This is a genomic window from Acidovorax sp. Root267 (assembly GCF_001429215.1).
GTDB lineage: Bacteria > Pseudomonadota > Gammaproteobacteria > Burkholderiales > Burkholderiaceae_C > Acidovorax > Acidovorax radicis.
Window position 1 is genome coordinate 195,746 of the sequence record NZ_LMJC01000022.1, and the last position, 16,004, is coordinate 211,749.

Annotated in this window: 15 protein-coding genes; 7 read left to right on the forward strand and 8 right to left on the reverse strand. The window is 67.0% G+C overall.

Annotated elements, in window-relative coordinates:
- Window positions 1-40: 40 nt before the first annotated feature.
- The 3 genes from ASE39_RS14870 to ASE39_RS14880 all read right to left on the reverse strand — a co-directional run bounded on the left by ASE39_RS14870 (window position 41) and on the right by ASE39_RS14880 (window position 3,847).
- Entirely contained in the window at window positions 41-955 is a 915-nt protein-coding gene (locus ASE39_RS14870; protein WP_057271662.1) for a ribose-phosphate diphosphokinase, read from the reverse strand.
- A gap of 2 nt (window positions 956-957) precedes the next feature.
- Entirely contained in the window at window positions 958-2,487 is a 1,530-nt protein-coding gene (locus ASE39_RS14875; RefSeq protein WP_057271839.1) for a thymidine phosphorylase family protein, read from the reverse strand.
- Between the two features lie 205 nt (window positions 2,488-2,692).
- A complete protein-coding gene (locus ASE39_RS14880; protein ID WP_057271663.1) occupies window positions 2,693-3,847 on the reverse strand; it encodes a PQQ-dependent sugar dehydrogenase in 1,155 nt (384 codons plus the stop codon).
- A gap of 203 nt (window positions 3,848-4,050) precedes the next feature.
- On the opposite strand from ASE39_RS14880, the gene ASE39_RS14885 reads away from it, so the two are divergent.
- Window positions 4,051-4,626 carry a C40 family peptidase gene (locus ASE39_RS14885; protein WP_029412902.1) on the forward strand — a complete coding sequence of 192 codons (576 nt, stop codon included), beginning with the start codon at window positions 4,051-4,053 and terminating at the stop codon, window positions 4,624-4,626.
- Between the two features lie 130 nt (window positions 4,627-4,756).
- Here ASE39_RS14885 and ASE39_RS14890 read toward each other — a convergent pair whose 3' ends face one another.
- Window positions 4,757-5,143, reverse strand: a complete 387-nt coding sequence (locus ASE39_RS14890) for a hypothetical protein (RefSeq protein ID WP_057224338.1) — start codon at window positions 5,141-5,143, stop codon at window positions 4,757-4,759.
- Window positions 5,144-5,249: 106 nt separating this feature from the next.
- Between ASE39_RS14890 and ASE39_RS14895 the strand changes: the two genes are divergently transcribed.
- From ASE39_RS14895 to ASE39_RS14905, 3 genes are all read left to right on the forward strand, one after another.
- A complete protein-coding gene (locus tag ASE39_RS14895) occupies window positions 5,250-5,897 on the forward strand; it encodes an adenylate/guanylate cyclase domain-containing protein (protein WP_010458335.1) in 648 nt (215 codons plus the stop codon).
- A gap of 114 nt (window positions 5,898-6,011) precedes the next feature.
- Window positions 6,012-6,263, forward strand: a complete 252-nt coding sequence (locus ASE39_RS14900) for a GlsB/YeaQ/YmgE family stress response membrane protein (protein WP_010458336.1) — start codon at window positions 6,012-6,014, stop codon at window positions 6,261-6,263.
- Window positions 6,264-6,336: 73 nt separating this feature from the next.
- Window positions 6,337-6,840 carry a hypothetical protein gene (locus ASE39_RS14905; RefSeq protein ID WP_010458338.1) on the forward strand — a complete coding sequence of 168 codons (504 nt, stop codon included), beginning with the start codon at window positions 6,337-6,339 and terminating at the stop codon, window positions 6,838-6,840.
- Between the two features lie 66 nt (window positions 6,841-6,906).
- Here the strand turns inward: ASE39_RS14905 and ASE39_RS14910 are convergent, their stop codons facing one another.
- The 3 genes from ASE39_RS14910 to ASE39_RS14920 form a co-directional block, all read right to left on the reverse strand.
- Entirely contained in the window at window positions 6,907-8,619 is a 1,713-nt protein-coding gene (locus ASE39_RS14910; protein WP_010458341.1) for a tannase/feruloyl esterase family alpha/beta hydrolase, read from the reverse strand.
- Between the two features lie 154 nt (window positions 8,620-8,773).
- Window positions 8,774-9,814: a tripartite tricarboxylate transporter substrate binding protein gene (locus ASE39_RS14915; RefSeq protein WP_242421457.1), complete on the reverse strand. Its 1,041-nt coding sequence runs from the start codon at window positions 9,812-9,814 to the stop codon at window positions 8,774-8,776.
- 68 nt (window positions 9,815-9,882) lie between these two features.
- Entirely contained in the window at window positions 9,883-10,359 is a 477-nt protein-coding gene (locus ASE39_RS14920) for a DUF3237 domain-containing protein (RefSeq protein ID WP_057271664.1), read from the reverse strand.
- Window positions 10,360-10,590: 231 nt separating this feature from the next.
- Here ASE39_RS14920 and ASE39_RS14925 point away from each other — a divergent pair, with 231 nt between their 5' ends.
- A complete protein-coding gene (locus tag ASE39_RS14925) occupies window positions 10,591-11,439 on the forward strand; it encodes a helix-turn-helix transcriptional regulator (RefSeq protein ID WP_057271841.1) in 849 nt (282 codons plus the stop codon).
- A 26-nt stretch (window positions 11,440-11,465) separates the two neighbouring features.
- On the opposite strand, the gene ASE39_RS14930 is transcribed toward ASE39_RS14925, so the two are convergent.
- Complete coding sequence (locus tag ASE39_RS14930) at window positions 11,466-11,909, reverse strand: Lrp/AsnC family transcriptional regulator (RefSeq protein ID WP_010458347.1); 444 nt, start codon at window positions 11,907-11,909, stop codon at window positions 11,466-11,468.
- Between the two features lie 134 nt (window positions 11,910-12,043).
- Between ASE39_RS14930 and ASE39_RS14935 the strand changes: the two genes are divergently transcribed.
- Window positions 12,044-12,952 (forward strand): DMT family transporter, encoded by a 909-nt coding sequence (locus ASE39_RS14935; RefSeq protein WP_057271665.1) that lies wholly within the window; start codon window positions 12,044-12,046, stop codon window positions 12,950-12,952.
- 50 nt (window positions 12,953-13,002) lie between these two features.
- A complete protein-coding gene (locus ASE39_RS14940) occupies window positions 13,003-15,846 on the forward strand; it encodes a DEAD/DEAH box helicase (RefSeq protein WP_057271666.1) in 2,844 nt (947 codons plus the stop codon).
- Window positions 15,847-16,004: the final 158 nt, after the last annotated feature.

A 16,004-nucleotide genomic window follows, 5' to 3' on the forward strand; every position in this document is an offset into this window, starting at 1 on the left:
GGAGGCAATGGCGCATTGTCGCAGCCCGAGCCCGGGGTTTTCAGGTGCGAAGGACGGACTGCAGCGCGGTGGCCAGCGGCCCGGCCATGGCCACGGCGTTGCTCGGGTGCGGGATGCAGTCCGTGCTCCACACCTCCCCTACCCCGGCTTCATGCAGCACCTGCAGCGCATCGCCCGCAAACAGTGCGTGCGTCACTGCCACATCCACCGAGGCGGCACCCGCCTGCAGCAGCAACCGCGCGGCCAGCGCCAGCGTGCGGCCGGTGCTGGCCATGTCGTCCAGCAGCACCGCGGCCCGGCCCTGTGCGTTGAGTGGGGGCAGTTCGATGGCGACATCGCGGTCGCCATGGCGGACCTTGGTGCAGACGGCATGGTCAAAGCCGTGGCGGGCGGCGGCCTGGGCGATCCACTGGGCGGATTCGCCGTCCGGGCCTACCAGGAGTGCATTGGGGCGCCGATCAGCGATCAGGTCGGCCAGTGGCTCGGCGCCGCTGAGCACCACCGCCTGCGGCACAGGGATGGCCTGCTCCAGCCGCTCGATGCGGTGCAGGTGCGGGTCCACCGTGATCACGGCATCGAACAACCCTGCCAGGAACCCGCCCACCACCTGCTGGCTCACGGCCTCGCCAGGGTGGAAGGCGATGTCCTGCCGCATATAGGCCAGGTACGGCGCTACCAGCGTGAGCTGCTGCGCGCCCAGGCTGCGGGCCGTGCGCGCGGCCAGCAGCAGTTCCACCAGCTTTTCGTTGGGCAGGTGCAGGCTGCGCAGCAGCACCACCCGCCGGGGCAGGCGGCCCGCCGCGTTGACGGGCAAACGCAGCTTGAGTTCACCATCGGGGAAGCGGTGGCGCTCGATGGCCTGGGCAGTCATGCCCGCTGCCTGCGCCAAGCGCAGCGCAGGGGCCTCTTCGTCAGCAAAGTACAGCAGACACGCTTGGTGGGGGGCAACAGTCACTGTCAGAACTCCACAAAAACCTTGGGCACCTCGTCAGCGGTCCCCAGGCGGTAGCCGGTGTCACGCTCGCATGCGTGGCGCGCAAACTCCAGGTCGGCCGGGTAGCTGGCGTGCACGCGGTACAGCACGTCCCCCGCCGCCACGGTTTCGCCCAGCTTGTGCGTCAGGTCCACCCCGGCGCCGGGCACCTTGGGCGCCCCGGCCAGCCGGGCCACGCGGGCGATCTGGTAGTTGTCGATGCCCGCCACCACGCCGCTGGCGGGGGCCACCACGTCCAGCGTCAGCACACCCAGTGCCGGGTGGTTGTGGTCAAACCCCGTGCTGCCTTGGGCGGCGATGATGGCGTTCATGCGCGCCAGCGCCCGGCCCGAGTCGAGGATGTCGCGCGCAATCGCGTAGCCGTCGCCGCCGCGCACATCAGGGTCGCACTCGATCAGGCGTCCGGCCAGGCGCAGCGCCTTCTGCCGCAGGTCGTCAGGCGCGCGCGGGTCGTTCTGCAGCACACGCATCACATCGCGCGCCTCCAGCACCGGGCCCACGCCGTTGCCCACGGGCTGGCGGCCATCGGTGATGACCACGTCCAGCGACAGACCCATGCGCCGCGCCACATATTCAAACAGGCGGCGCAGGCGCTGCGCGTCGGGCATGGAGCGCACCTTGGCCGTGGGGCCGATGGGAATGTCGAGCACCAGGTGCGTGGCACCGGCCGCCACCTTTTTGGACAGGATGGACGCCACCATCTGCCCGGCCGAGTCGATGGACAGCGGCCGCTCCACCGAGATCAGCACGTCGTCAGCGGGCGAGAGGTTGGCGGTGCCGCCCCAGGCCAGGCAGCCCCGGTAGTCGCGCACGATATCGGCCAGCTGCTCCAGCGGTAGCTCCACCTTGGCCAGCACCTCCATGGTGTCGGCCGTGCCGGCGGGCGAGGTGATGGCGCGCGAAGACGTCTTGGGGCACAACATGCCGTGCGCCGCGACGATGGGCACGACCAGCATGGTGGTGCGGTTGCCAGGAATGCCGCCGATGCAGTGCTTGTCCACCACCAGCGGTTCGTGCCAGTCCAGCCGCCGGCCGCTGGCCACCATGGCATCTGTGAGGAAGAACACCTCCTCCCGGTCCAGCTCGTTGCGGTGGCAAGCCACCACAAAGGCGGTGAGTTCGATCTTGGAATACCGGTGGTCGGCAATGTCGCGCACGATGGCGCCAAAGTCCTCGCGCGTGAGGCGCTCGCTGGCGATCTTGCGGAACAGCGCGCCCATGGACTCGGGTGGCTCCGCCTGGGCCACCGACACGGTGTGACCGTTGTCCACGCCCAGCTGGGCAAACGCGTCTTCCGACAGGCCCAGCTCGTGGCAGCCCACGATGGCAGGGTCGTCCACCACGTTCACCGTGGCCAGGATGCGGCGGCCGTTGGCGCGCACCTCGATCTTGGACAGCGCCTGGAAACCCTCGGCCCGGTATACGGCGCAGTCGCGGTGCAGGTAGGCGACGTTTTCGCGCCAGGTGTCGATCGCCACACGGCGCAGGGCCAATTGAGACCGGGGCGGCGCATCGGCAGTGGCGACGAACACGGGTGGCGGGGATGCAGGTGAAGGGGAAAACGGCTCGGCATGCATCACGCCAGCCTAACCCCAAAGCGCGCGCCCACGCCTCAGGAAGACCCCGCGCCACCGCGTTGACCGGGCGGAAATTTCAAGCAGCATGACCTGGGTCAAGTTTCCCGCCGTCCGTTGTCCGTCACCCCGGCTGCAAGCGCAGCAGCTGCCCCTGCGGGCTGTCGGTCACCAGATAGAGCAAACCATCGGGGCCCTGGCGCACGTCGCGCAGGCGCTCACCGTGGCCTTGCAGCAGTTTTTCCTCACGCTGCACCCTGCCGCCCGCCACTTCCAGCCGGTGCAGGGTTCCAAATTTGAGCGAACCCACAAACAGGCTGCCCTGCCATGCTGCGCCATAGCGCGTGCTGGTCAGAAAAGCCATGCCCGATGGCGCAATGGACGGCACCCAGTAGTGCAGCGGCTGCTCCATCCCCGCCTTGGCGGTGCCCTCGCCCATCTTGCCGCCACCATAGTTCTCGCCATAAGTAATCACCGGCCACCCGTAGTTGCGGCCCGGCTGGGGCAGGTTGATCTCGTCGCCGCCTTGTGGGCCGTGTTCGTGCATCCACAACTTGCCGTCCGGCCCCAGCGTGGCGCCCTGGGGGTTGCGGTGGCCGTAGCTCCAGATCTCGGGCAAGGCGCCGGGCTGTTTGGCGAACGGGTTGTCGGGCGGCACGGCGCCGTCGGGGGTGATGCGGACGATCTTGCCGTGGTGGTTGTCGAGTTTTTGCGCGTCGTCCTTGCGCTGGTAGCGCTCGCCCAGCGCCAGGAACAGGTTGCCATCCGCCGCCTGCACAATGCGGCAGCCGAAATGCTGGGCGCTTTCCACCTTGGGCTGCTGGCTGAAGATCACCTTGACGTCCTGGAGGCTGCGCGTGTCTTCCGACAGCGTGGCCCGGGCCAGCGCCGTGCTGTTGCCGCGCGCGCCACCCGCCGCGGGTTCGGAAAAACAAAAGAAGATGCGGCGGTTGCGGGCAAAGCCCGTGTCCGCCACCAGGTCCAGCAGGCCCCCCTGGCCGCCTGCAGCCACAGCGGGCACGCCCGACAGCGCGGGGCCGACCTGCCCGCTGGCACTGACGACCCGCATCCTCCCCGGCCGCTCGGTGACAAGAAACTGTCCCTGCGGCAAAAAGGCCACCGCCCAAGGGTGGTCCAGCCCCTTGGCCACCGGCACCAGCGACACGGCCGGTGAAGTGTTTTGGGCACCACTGTTGCCGTGGACACCCAGCACTATAAAAAAGATAGCTATTTGCGCTTTGTGAGCAAGCGACAGCGGCATTTTTCTCTTGAAATCCATCAACCTGTGCTCCTGAAAAGCAGTAAAAATCGAACGTAACAGATGCCACCTGATGGACCCCATTTCAGGGGGCATGCGCGCCGCATCCAGGGCCTTCCAATGCTCGGGTGGAGCCGGGGCATTTGATTTACTTCAACGAAATCAACAGCTTGCAAAAGTGATTATTTTCGATAAGTAAGCATTGCGTGTTACCCTTCGCCCCCATGTCCCGATGGCTTTGCATACTCCTCCTGGCCTGCGCCACCTCCGCCCAGGCTGCGCCGCAAGCGGCAAACCCCGACGATATGGACCGTTTCATCACGGACAAAGGCCTGCTGACGCGGCTGGAAGACGTGAGCCACAAGGTCGCTGACAAGGCCCATACGGTGGCTGACCGGGCATCCGGTCTGGTGGTCAACGCCATGGGGTTCCTGGGCGTGCCCTACAAGCGCGGTGGCAACAGCGCTGAAACCGGCTTTGACTGCAGCGGCTTCGTGCGCGCCATGTATGAGCAGACCGTGGGCCTCTTGCTGCCCCGCCGGGCTGACCAGCAGGCCGCGGCCACCCAGGTCATCGACAAAAAAGAACTCCAGCCCGGCGATCTGGTATTTTTCAACACCATGCGCCGCAACTTCAGCCATGTGGGTATTTACGTGGGGGACAACAAGTTCATCCACGCCCCCCGCAGTGGTGCCGAGATTCGCGTGGAAGACATGGGCGTGTCCTACTGGGCCCGCCGCTTCAACGGCGCACGCCGCGTGGCAGGATCTGCCAGCGACGATACGGCGCCATCCAAGTAGTACCGGCGGACGGCCGCCCCACCGTCCAGCCCGCGATATCCGGCCTAGCCCGAGGCCGTGCGAACTGCTTCGCAGAGATGGCCCCTGATGTCTTATAGCAAGCTGCTCGATGCGCAGGTTGCTGCCCGGCCTACTTCTTGATTTCGTACACCGTTTCAGTGCTGCGGATCGGGCCACCCACCACATTCACCGGCCGGACAGACGGGTCGCGCAGCATGGCCTTGGCGGTGGCCATGTCCGCCTGATAGCGTGCCCGAGCCTGGGATTCGCAGCTCCTGCGCTCGGCCGAGCCCATGGCGCGGCATTCCTCCAGGCTGACCTTGAGGCCACCTCCGGCCTCACGAATGGCCGTCTGGTAGCGCTGCTGGGGCGTGGTGTCCGGCGCTGCCCCGCGCGCCAGCGACGCCTCGTCTCCATTTTGCGCAGCGGCTGTGGTGGGCACCACGGCGGCACCGCCCAGCGCCAGAGCGGCCACAAACACCAGGGAGAAAGAGCGGGTCTTGAGGTTTTTTGTCATCGGTCTTCCTTTCAGTGCAGACGCTCCAATGTACGACCCCACCACGCGCTGGCATGGCAAGCACCCGCCGCGCTACGATGTCGGACACCGCCCACAACCTGCTGCCATGACCGCCGTCCCACACACACCGCACGACAAGGCCAGCCTGCGCCGCCTGCTGTCGCAGCGCAACCAGGAGCCCGGCAACACAGCGGCCATTGATGCCGCCATCGAGCAGGCCTTTGTGCGCAATGTCGCGATTCTGGTGCTGGATATGTGTGGCTTCTCGCGCATCACGGCGCGCCATGGCGTCATCCATTTTTTGGCCATGGTGCACCAGATGGAACAAGCCGCGCGCCCCGCCATCAGTGGCAACGGCGGCGAGGTCATCAAGCAGGAGGCGGACAACCTCTTTGCAGTGTTCGCCACGGCCGAGCAGGCGCTGGAAGCAGCCCTGGACACGCTGCGCGCCCTGGAGGCCATGAATGCCGTACTACCGTCCGAGCGCGCGCTTTTGGTCAGCGCAGGTATTGGCTACGGCCCCACGCTCGTCATTGCCAGCGAAGACCTGTTTGGTCCAGAAATGAATTGCGCCTGCAAGCTGGGCGAGGACATCGCCGGCGCAGGCGACATCCTGCTCACCCATGCTGCCCATGCCAGCCTTCCAGCCAACCGCTACGCCTGCTCTGAGGAAGCCCACGAAATCTCGGGCCTGGTGCTGCAGTCCTACCGTTTTGGGCAGTGCCTGTTCGACCGCCCCTGGCGCAGCGCATGACCAAGGGGCTGACGGAGGGGACGCTTACAGGGCGCTTTGTCCGACAAGTCCACCGCTGCCCCGTCTTTAGAGTCAGCGCATCGCCGTCGTAGCAACAACACAGGGGAAAAAATCATGATGTCATTGATAGGAACGCTGGTGGTCGGTTTGGTGGTGGGCCTTCTGGCCCGCGCGTTCAAGCCGGGGGATGACAAGCTGGGGTGGATCATGACCGCGCTGTTGGGGGTGGCGGGTTCATTTCTTGCCACCTACCTGGGGATGGCCATGGGCTGGTACCAGCAGGGCGAGGCAGCGGGATGGATTGCCTCGGTGGTGGGCGCCATGCTGCTGCTGGCGGTTTACAGCTTGGTAAAAGGCAAAAGCTGATGAAATGATGGCCCACGGCCACCGTGGGTTGCCGGCCCTGTTTCACCCCAATCTCATCCGATACACCTGATCCATGCCTACTTCCTTGCAGATGGCGGCCGGCAATCCGGCCTTGGCCGCAGCCGTGCAACGCAGCCGCAAACTGCTGCACCGGCGTGCCCTGGTGGCCGCTGCCGCCAGCGCCTTGCCCGTACCTGGCCTTGACTGGGCGGTGGATGCCGCCCTGCTCTCCCGCCTGCTGCCGCAGATCAATTCCGAGTTCGGCCTGTCGGCCGCACAAATTGACCAGCTCGACCCCAACAAGCGCGAACAGGTGCAAAAAGCCGTGGGGTTGGTGGGCTCGGTGCTCATTGGCAAGCTGATCACGCGCGAGCTGGTCATCCGGGCCACGCAGACCGTGGGCCTTCGCCTGACCACCAAGCAGGCAGCCAAATATGTCCCCATCGCGGGCCAGGCCGTGGCGGCCACCATTGGCTATGCCACGCTGCGCTACCTGGGCGAACAGCACCTGAAGGACTGCGTTCGCGTCGTGCAGGAGGCGCACCTGCAACTGCCCGCACCGAAGCGCTCCCGTTAAGAAGCGGCGAGGGGGCCACACCGGCAGCCATTTTCTGCCGCGGTGTGGCCCCTGGGTCGCGCCCGGCTACTCCGCTGCGCAAACGAAGCTGCTCGCCTCCTCCACACTGCCTGATCCCTTGTAGCGCGCAAACTTGGGATATGCACACAGCGGACGGGTGCGGTGGGGAAAATCGGCGCTCGTGGGGAGCGCCTTTGCGGTGATCGAATCGGGCGCAATGCCCTTCTCCACCCAATCCACCATGGCCTGCACCGAATCGAAATTGTCGGTCGCCGGCCCGCCTGAGCAATGGTTCATCCCCGGAACCATGAAGGCCCGCGCAAAACCCTGCGTGGCGGCCACGCCCCCATTGTTGGCAGCCAGGCGTTCGTAGTAGTCGATGGTGTCGAACGCCGAGAAGATCGGGTCGGACATGCCATGGATGAAGAGGAGCTTGCCACCTCGCTGTTGGTAGGCCGCCAGCTTGTCGTCGGCGTAGGTGTCGTAGATGGCTGAATATGCTGCCATGCGCGATGGGTCCGTGTCGAAATTGAACGTCAGCGGGTTGAACGTGAGGTCGGGCGGTGTGAAGAACTCATTGATCAGCGCATCGACCATCAGCGTGACGTAACGCGCATCGGGCGTCGCCGTGGACGAGTTGCCCAAGGTCCAGGAACGCCAGCCGGGCGCGCCCAGTCCGGCATCCCAGGGTTGGCCGGTGTACAGCACCGTGCCTGCCGAGTTGCGGGGGCCCGCAAACACCTTCTTGAGCGCCCCCACCTGTGCGGACGACAGACAACTGTCCGTCTTGTCGCCACTGCATTGCAACGCCGCCGGGTCGAACGCCTTGCAGGCACTGATGTTCTGGGCCAGGCCGTCCACCACCCCATCGGCCGCATCGCAGGTGGCGTTGACGGCGTTGGCCACCAGCTTGAGGTCGCTGTTGCTCAACGCCTTCGACAGGATGCGGTTGCCGCCCGCATCCTGTGGCGCAATGGCCGTGAACTGGATGGTGTTCCACATGGCCGCCACGGTGGCGCCGCTTGATACGCGCATCGCAGGCGCACCGGCCGTGATTCCGTCGAAATGGTCGGGGAACCGCTGCGAGAACATCATTGCCTGGCGCCCTCCGCCTGAGCAGCCCGAAAAGTACGAACGGTCCGGCTTGCGGCCATACAGAGCACTGATGAGCGACTTGGAGGCCACGGCCGTCTTGTCATAGGAGTTGTAGGCATGGTCGATGCGGGCCTGCGGGTCGGCCCCGAAGCTGGCCGAGGTGCCGGTGTGCCCCGCATCGGTGGAAACCACCGCGAAGCCCTGGCCCAGCGGCGACGGCGTGCCGCCCGAGATGCTGGAGCTGAGCGAGGTGTCGCGCAGGATGCCGTCATTGCCCCCACCCCCGATGAACAGGAACCGCCCGTTCCACTGGTCGGGCAGGCTCAGTTGAAAGCCGATGGCGTAGTTCTTGCCGTCCACCCCCAGGCGGGGATTGATGCTGCCGGTGACCACGCAGTGCCCGGGCAGGAAGGCCCCTGTGGCGGCACCGCCCGGGCGCTTGGTGCCCGGCTCTACGTAGCTCGTCACGAGCGTGGTGGCCGCCAGCCCCGCTTTGGAGGGCAGCGCGGCGCAGGCGGCTGCCGACGAGACCGGTTGGGCCTGTGCATCACCGTGGCCACCACCGCAGGCGGCCATCAGCAGGGGCATGGCGAGTGCGGCAGGGCCAATGTTGCGGCGCAGTCGGGCGATGGGGGCTGTTGCAGATGCAGGCGGCAGAGCCCGCCGGGCATGGTCAAAGGGCATGGTGGATGTCTCCTGAAGCTGTTGTGATTGCGAGGGGCGTTGCGAGCATTCGCCGGGCATGGCTGCGCCCGGGCACCTGCCGCCGGTGCGGGTGCTGTGGGAACGGCAGGTCGTGCTTGGGGCGGCGTCAGCCGCTCCATCGGCGGTCAGCCCATCAATCCGCCTTGAAACCCGTGGCCGCCACCGCTTTGCCCCAGGTCACGGTGTCGGCGGCGATGGTGCGGGCAAAGTCCTGCTGGCTGGTGCCCGTCACGCGAAAGCCGGCCTCTTCCATCTTGGCCTTGCCTTCGGGCGACTGCACCGCCTTGACGATGTCGGCATTGAGCTTGGCAATGATCTCCGGCGGCGTCTTGGCCGGCGCCACGATGCCGAACCACGACGAGAACTCCAGGTTGGCGTAGCCCTGCTCCTTGATGGTGGGCACGTCCGGCAGCGTGTTGGTGCGGGTGGCGCCCGTGGTGCCGAGCGCGGCCAGCTTGCCGGCCTTCACATTGGGTGCGGCCAGGCCCACGCTGGCGAATACCCCTTGCACATCGCCGCTGAACAGGCCGCCCAGCGCATCCGCCGTGTTCTTGTAGTGCACCGGCTCGGGCTTGAGCTTGACCGCATCGCCAAACATGAAGGCGCCGAAATGCCCGGGCGTGCCCGCTCCGAAGGTGGCCAGGAACAGGCCCTTTTGCTGCTTGGTCCAGTCCACGAACTCCTTCACGTTGCGCGCCGGCACCTTTTGCGGGTTGACCAGCAGCACAAAGTCGGAGGTAACCACCTGGCTCACGGCCGTGAAGTCCTTGGCCGGGTCGTAGGGCAGCTTGTTGTAGCTGCTGGGGGCAATGCTGAGCTGGCCCGTTTCGCCCAGCATCAGCGTGTAGCCGTCGGGCGCGGCACGCGCGGCTTCGCTGGCGGCAATCAGGCCACCGGCACCTGGCTTGTTGTCCACGATCACGCCCGCGTTGCCCCAGCCCTCGGAGAGCTTTTGCGCCAGCAGGCGCGCCACGATGTCCGGGCCTGTGCCCGCAGGAAAGCCGACGATGATGCGCACGGGCTTGTTGGGGTACGTGGCTGCCCCTTGCGCCTGGGCGCCGGCCCAGGGCGCGAGCCCGGCGAGCAGGGCGGCGGCCAGAAGAGCGCGGCGTGGCGTGGCGATGAAAGAGGTGGGCTTGGCGATGAAAGAGGTGGGCTTGGCGGTGGTCTTCATGGATGTCTCCAGGGTTCTTGTACGTTGGGAAGATTCAAAAATTCAGAAATTGCCCGGGGTGCCGGGCGCTAGCGCAGCTCGAAAAAGCGCATGGCCACCGCATCCGGGTAGCGCGCGCCGGTGCCCACAAACATGCGCTCGGCAATCCAGCCAAGCGCCGGTGACGCCGTCTCGAAGCTCGGGCTGCAGCGGAAATAGACTTGCGCCGGGTCCACCGGCTCGCCGCGCACCAGGCGGGCGATCAGTTCGGCCGGGCCGGAGCGCACCGCCCGGTTCTGCACATAGATGAGATCGCCGCCATCGGTTTCGAGCACGTAGCGGGCGTCCAGCTCCGACAGCCGGTCGTTCACGATGAGCTGGAAGTCCGCGCCACCGGGCAGCACCCGGGCACTCCAGCCATCGCCGGTGGCGGTGCCGCCCAGGATGGGGATCAATCGCCGCAACCCGTGCACGGTGTGGCCCACCTCCTGGGGGGTGCCGACCTCCACGCGCAGGTCGGCAAAAAATCGGAATTGCGGTTCGGGCAGGGGGATGAGGTCAGACATGGGACCTAGCGTAAGTCCCGTTGCCACCCAAGCCTGTCATCCCAGAGGATGACGGGATAACCCGGGCTTTCGGCAACAGAATCGGGGGCGTTTTCAGCGCACACTCCACGCTTTCGGCAACGAACACTCCAATTTCCGACTTTTCTCATGCGGCAGTGGCTCCCCCCTTCCCTGCAGAAAGCACCCGGCCGACAGGTGCTGCAAAACCCCGCCAGCGAAACTCTGGCGAGCATGGTCCACCGCCTGGGCGGCAATGGCTTTGCAACCGGGCTGCTGCAGGACCTGGAGCCCGTGTTGCCTGCGGCATCGTGGTCGGTGTACCGCACAGGCCACCGCTGCAAGCCCACGCTGTTCATGTCGGCCAGCCGGGGCGTGCCCGACACCACGCAGGACTGTTGGTGGGCCTATCTGTCGGGCCCCTACCGCAGCGATAGCACCTGGGGCCGGGCCTTTGATGAAGCGCCGTTTGCCCAGCCCGAGACGCGGCTGTGCCACGTCACGGCCACCGAGGTGGAGGGCGAACACCGTGCCCGGGTGTATGAGGCCCACGGCGTGGCCGAGCGTGTGTCGGTGGTCGAATACGAAAGCGACGGCTCGGTGTTCGCCGTCAACTTCTACCGCCACCAGCACCAGCGGGCGTTCAGCGACCGGCAGATCGGCGCGTTCGAGTCCGTGGCGCCCGTGCTGCTGGCCCTCACGCGCAAACACATTGTTCTGTCGCACCCGTTTCCCCCCACTGCCACGGCTGCCTGGCGAACAGAGGACAGTTGCCCGGGCCCGGCAACGTTGACCGTGAATACATCGGGCGCCCCCGCACTCCTGCCAGCCGGCGCCGCACTCGCCCCGCTGGCCGCCGATGGGCTGCCGGTGCTCCGCATGCGCCTGATGCGCCTGCAGTCCGAGCTGACCGACCGCGAACTGGACGTGTGCGCCCGGCTGCTGCAGGGCATGACGCACGAGGGCATCGCCAGCGACCTGGGCCTGAGCGTGCCCACCGTCAAGACCTACCGCAACCGCGCCTTTACGCGCCTGGGCATCCACTTTCGCAACGAGCTGTTTGCGCGGGTGCTGGGCGGATAGAAAGGGCCTCCCCCGCTCTCACAATCTCAGACGCCCGGCGACCATGGCGGTGGTCGCCGCCGGATGGTCTGCGCCTTCACGATGGCCGTGCTCGTCTGCGCCTTGTCGGCAATGCGGTCCAGCACGCCGTCGAGCTGCTCGATGGAACGCACATACACCCGGGCGACAAAGCAGTCGTCGCCGGTGACCTTGTCGCACTCGCAGAACTCGGGCGTCTCCTGGATCAACTTCTCCACCGCCGCCAACTGGCCCGGCAGCGGCTTGATACGCACGATGGCCTGCAGCTGATAGCCCAGAGCGCGCGGTTCGATGTCCACCGTGAATGCGCGGACCACCCCGCGCTCCTCGAGCCGCCGCAGTCGCTCGGACACGCTGGGCGACGACAGGCCCACCCGCTCGCCCAGCACCTTGAGTGAAGTGCGGGAGTCCTGGTGCAGCACGGTCAGGATGGCCTGGTCGATGGAATCCATGGCAAGCAGCTCCTCAAAGTCAATGGTTGCCTCAGATTATGAGGGTCTATTGAATAAATGCCTTTCTTCATCCATTCCACGCACAGGCCCGTTTTCCTATAGTCATTCCATCAACTCACGGATGGAGTGACCCCATGGACAAGAAAACGCAAGGCACGCTGGAGATGGGCACCGCCATGGCCATATCGGGCACCATCGGCTGGTTTGTCGTGGAATCCGGCCTGCCGGCGCTGAACGTGGTGTTCTGGCGCTGCGTGTTCGGCGCGGCCACGCTGGCGGCCGTGTGCGCCGCCATGGGCCTGCTGCGCGGCGTGTTGACCTGGCGCACGGCAGCATGGGCGGCCCTGGGGGGCGTGGCCATCGTCACCAACTGGCTCCTGCTGTTTGGGGCGTATGCGCATGCTTCCATTTCGATCGCCACGGCGGTCTATAACACCCAGCCCTTCATGCTGGTGGTGTTTGGCGCCCTGCTCTTTGGCGAGCGCATCACCCCAGCCAAGCTCGGCTGGCTGGCCCTGGCATTCGGCGGCATGCTGCTCATCGTGCAGGCCCGGCCCGGGGCGAGCCAGGGCGGCACACACTATGCGCTGGGCATCGCCATGGCACTCGGTGCCGCCTTCTTCTGGGCCATAGCCTCGGTGATCGCCAAGCGGCTCACCGGCACGCCGCCCCACCTCATTGCCCTGGTACAGGTCTGCGTGGGCGTGCTCCTGCTGGCGCCGTTTGCCAACCTGGGTGCCCCCCCGCAGGGTGCCCGCACCTGGCTGCTGCTGATCACGGTGGGCGTGGTGCACACGGGCCTCATGTACATCCTGCTGTACGGCGCCGTGCAGAAGCTGCCCACCTACCTGCAGGGCGCGCTGTCCTTCATCTATCCAGTGGTGGCGATTGGCGTGGACTTTGTCGCGTTTGGTCACCGGCTGCAGCCTGCCCAGTGGCTGGGAGCCGCCGCCATCCTGCTCGCTGCGGCCGCCATGCACCTGCAAGGCAGCCGGCCCCGGGCGACGACCGCCGCACAACCGGCGGCACAAGGCGCCAAATAGCGCCGCATCCTGCCAGGCCCAGCCCGCGGGCACGGCACAATCACCGGCCAGTGACACACCCCGGTGACCTCCCTTCCCCCGCCGAGCCGCCCGCGCCGCCGCGATCCGACCGCCAGGCGGTGATCGCCGCCTGGGTGACCGCCCTGCGCCGCCAGGCCAATGCAGCAGCGCTGAAGGCCCTGCCCCCGCTGACGGACGCCGAGGCTGCACGCGTGATGGCGCTGATGCGGGGCGACGAGACCGACACAGAGACTGCCACGCCACGCACCCAGCGGACCGCGCCACCGCCCGGCATCGCCACCGGGCACTTCCGCCCGCGCATCACGCTGATGACGCTGGGCCGTGGCGACGGCCTGCTGGGCCTCAAGCCTCAGGGCAAGATGGGGCCGCGCGGCGACAGCGTGACGCTGGCCCAGATCGACTGGACCTACCGCACCCAAGAAACGCCGCCGGGTGCCATCGCCTGGCAAACACCCGCCCCTACCTCCATCCTCAACTCGCGCCCCGCCCCGCTGCAGGACCTGTATGACACCGGCGGTCCCGTGGTGCGCATGCAGCGCGACGTGGCGGCCGAGTCGGACGCCATGGACCTGGTGTGGGACCTGGGCCTGCTGCCCGTGGACGCCCGCTCGCTGCAATGGCGCAACCGCGATGCTGCAGCCAGCCTGGGCCCGCTGTGGACGCTGGCACAGGAGGCCTTCTTTGGCGACTTCTGGGCCGAGCAGATCCCCAAACTCCGCGCCAGAGGCTGGAGCGTGGTGGTGCAACCGGGCTTCGCGCACGAAAGCGTGCCCGTGTTGCGCTGGAAGCTGCACATTGCCCCCGACACCGGCGAACTGCTGGGCAAGGAAGTGGATGGCCCACTCGGCCCACGCGAGCGCCCCGTGCAAAAACTGCAACTGCCCGAGCGCGAAGGCGCCTGGCTGCTCAGCCTGGGTATCGAGATCGACGGCGAAACGCTGGACCTGGCCCCCATGCTGGCCGACCTGCTGCGCCGCGACGCGCGCTGGCTCAACGCCCGGCAGATGGCCGCCATTGACGACATCGCCATCATTTCGCTGCGTGCCCCGGGCGGCAAACGCATCGACGCGCCCGCCGGGCCGCTCAAGGCCATCGTGAGAGCCATGGTCGATCTGCTGACCGACCCCACGCGCAACCAGCGCAAGGATGGCGACCCGCTGCACCTGGGCGCCTGGGAGGCCCGCCGCATCGAAGCCTTGCGCGCCGGGCTGGTGTTGGCCCACCGCGTAGGCACGGTCAATGGCTGGAACAACGACTGGCAGCTGCAAGGCGACGCGGGCCTGGCGCAGTTGACCAAGCGCCTGCGCACCATCGGCACCCCGCAGCCCGTGGCCGCGCCGCAGGGACTTCAGGTGCAACTGCGCTCCTATCAACTGGAGGGCCTGGCCTGGCTGCAGTACCTGCGCGCGCAGGGCCTGGGCGGCATCCTGGCCGACGACATGGGCCTGGGCAAAACCGCGCAGGCGCTGGCCCACGTGCTGGCCGAAAAGGAGGCCGGGCGCCTCACCCGCCCGGCCCTCGTGGTGCTGCCCACCTCGCTGCTCTTCAACTGGCAGGCCGAGGCCGCGCGCATGGCCCCCGGCCTGCGCGTGCTGGCGCTGCATGGCGCCAGCCGAGGCCAGCGCTATCTGCAGATGGCCGACCACGACCTGGTGCTGACTACCTACCCGCTGCTCTGGCGCGACGTGGAGGCGCTGGCCGCACAGCCGTTCCACCTGCTGATCCTGGACGAAGCGCAGATGGTGAAGAACGCCGGCAGCCGCAGCGCCCGCGCCTTGCGCAAGCTGCAGGCCCCGCACCTGCTGTGCCTGACGGGCACGCCGCTCGAAAACCACCTGGGCGAGCTGTGGGCCCAGTTCGACTTCCTGATGCCCGGCTTTCTGGGCGATGTGCGCAGCTTCAACGCCCGCTGGCGCAAGCCCATCGAGGAAAACGGTGAAACCCTGCGCGCCCAGCTCCTGTCGCAGCGCGTGCGCCCCTTCATCCTGCGCCGCCGCAAGCAGGACGTGGCCACCGAACTGCCGCCGCGCACCGAAGTCATCCAGCGCGTGCAGCTACAAGGCAAGCAGCGCGAGCTGTACGAGGCCGTGCGCACCACCGCCGACAAGCAGGTGCGCCGCGCGCTGGAGCGCCAGAGTTTCGACGGCGCGCAGATCACCATCCTCGACGCCCTGCTCAAGCTGCGCCAGGTCTGCTGCGACCCGCGCTTGGTGAAAGGCACCACGAAGACCGCGCAGACGATGGAGCGCGCCAAGCTCGAACTGCTGGCCGACATGTTGCCCGCCCTGGTCGAGGAAGGGCGCCGCGTGCTGGTGTTCTCGCAGTTCACCGAAATGCTCGCGCTGGCGGCCGAGTTGCTCGACACCCTGGCCCTGCCCTACCTCACCCTCACAGGCCAGACACCGCCCCGCCAGCGCGGCGCGGTGGTGCGGCAGTTCCAGGCGCAGGACGCAACCAGCGCCCCCATCCTGCTCGTCAGCCTCAAGGCCGGTGGTCTAGGCCTGAACCTCACCGCCGCCGACACAGTGATTCATCTCGACCCTTGGTGGAACCCCGCTGTGGAAGAACAGGCCACGGCCCGCGCCCACCGCATCGGGCAGGACCAGCCCGTGTTTGTCTACAAGCTGGTGGTGGAAGGCAGCATCGAAGAACGCATGCTGGAGCTGCAAGCCCGCAAGGCCGCGCTGGCCCAGGGCGTGCTGGGCCACGACGCCGAAGGCGCGGCCAAATTCAGCGAGGCCGACCTGCGCGCCCTGCTGGCGCCACTCACCGAACCGGCCAACAATCCGCTGGGCATTCCGGGTGAAGACGCGCTGCGCTGGGGCGGCACGGGCAAACGGCGGCCCCGGCCACTGCAGCCGCCTGAAGTTTGATTGTTTTTGGCCGCTAGCGCTTATCCAGAAAGCGCTATTAGCTATATTTGTAATAGCATTCAATCTTTACTACAAGCGATGAAGCGCCGATGCGGAAGATCCCTGGTCGCGGTGCTGAGAGGCCGTTTCAGCGACGGCTCAGCCACCTCACCCAGCGG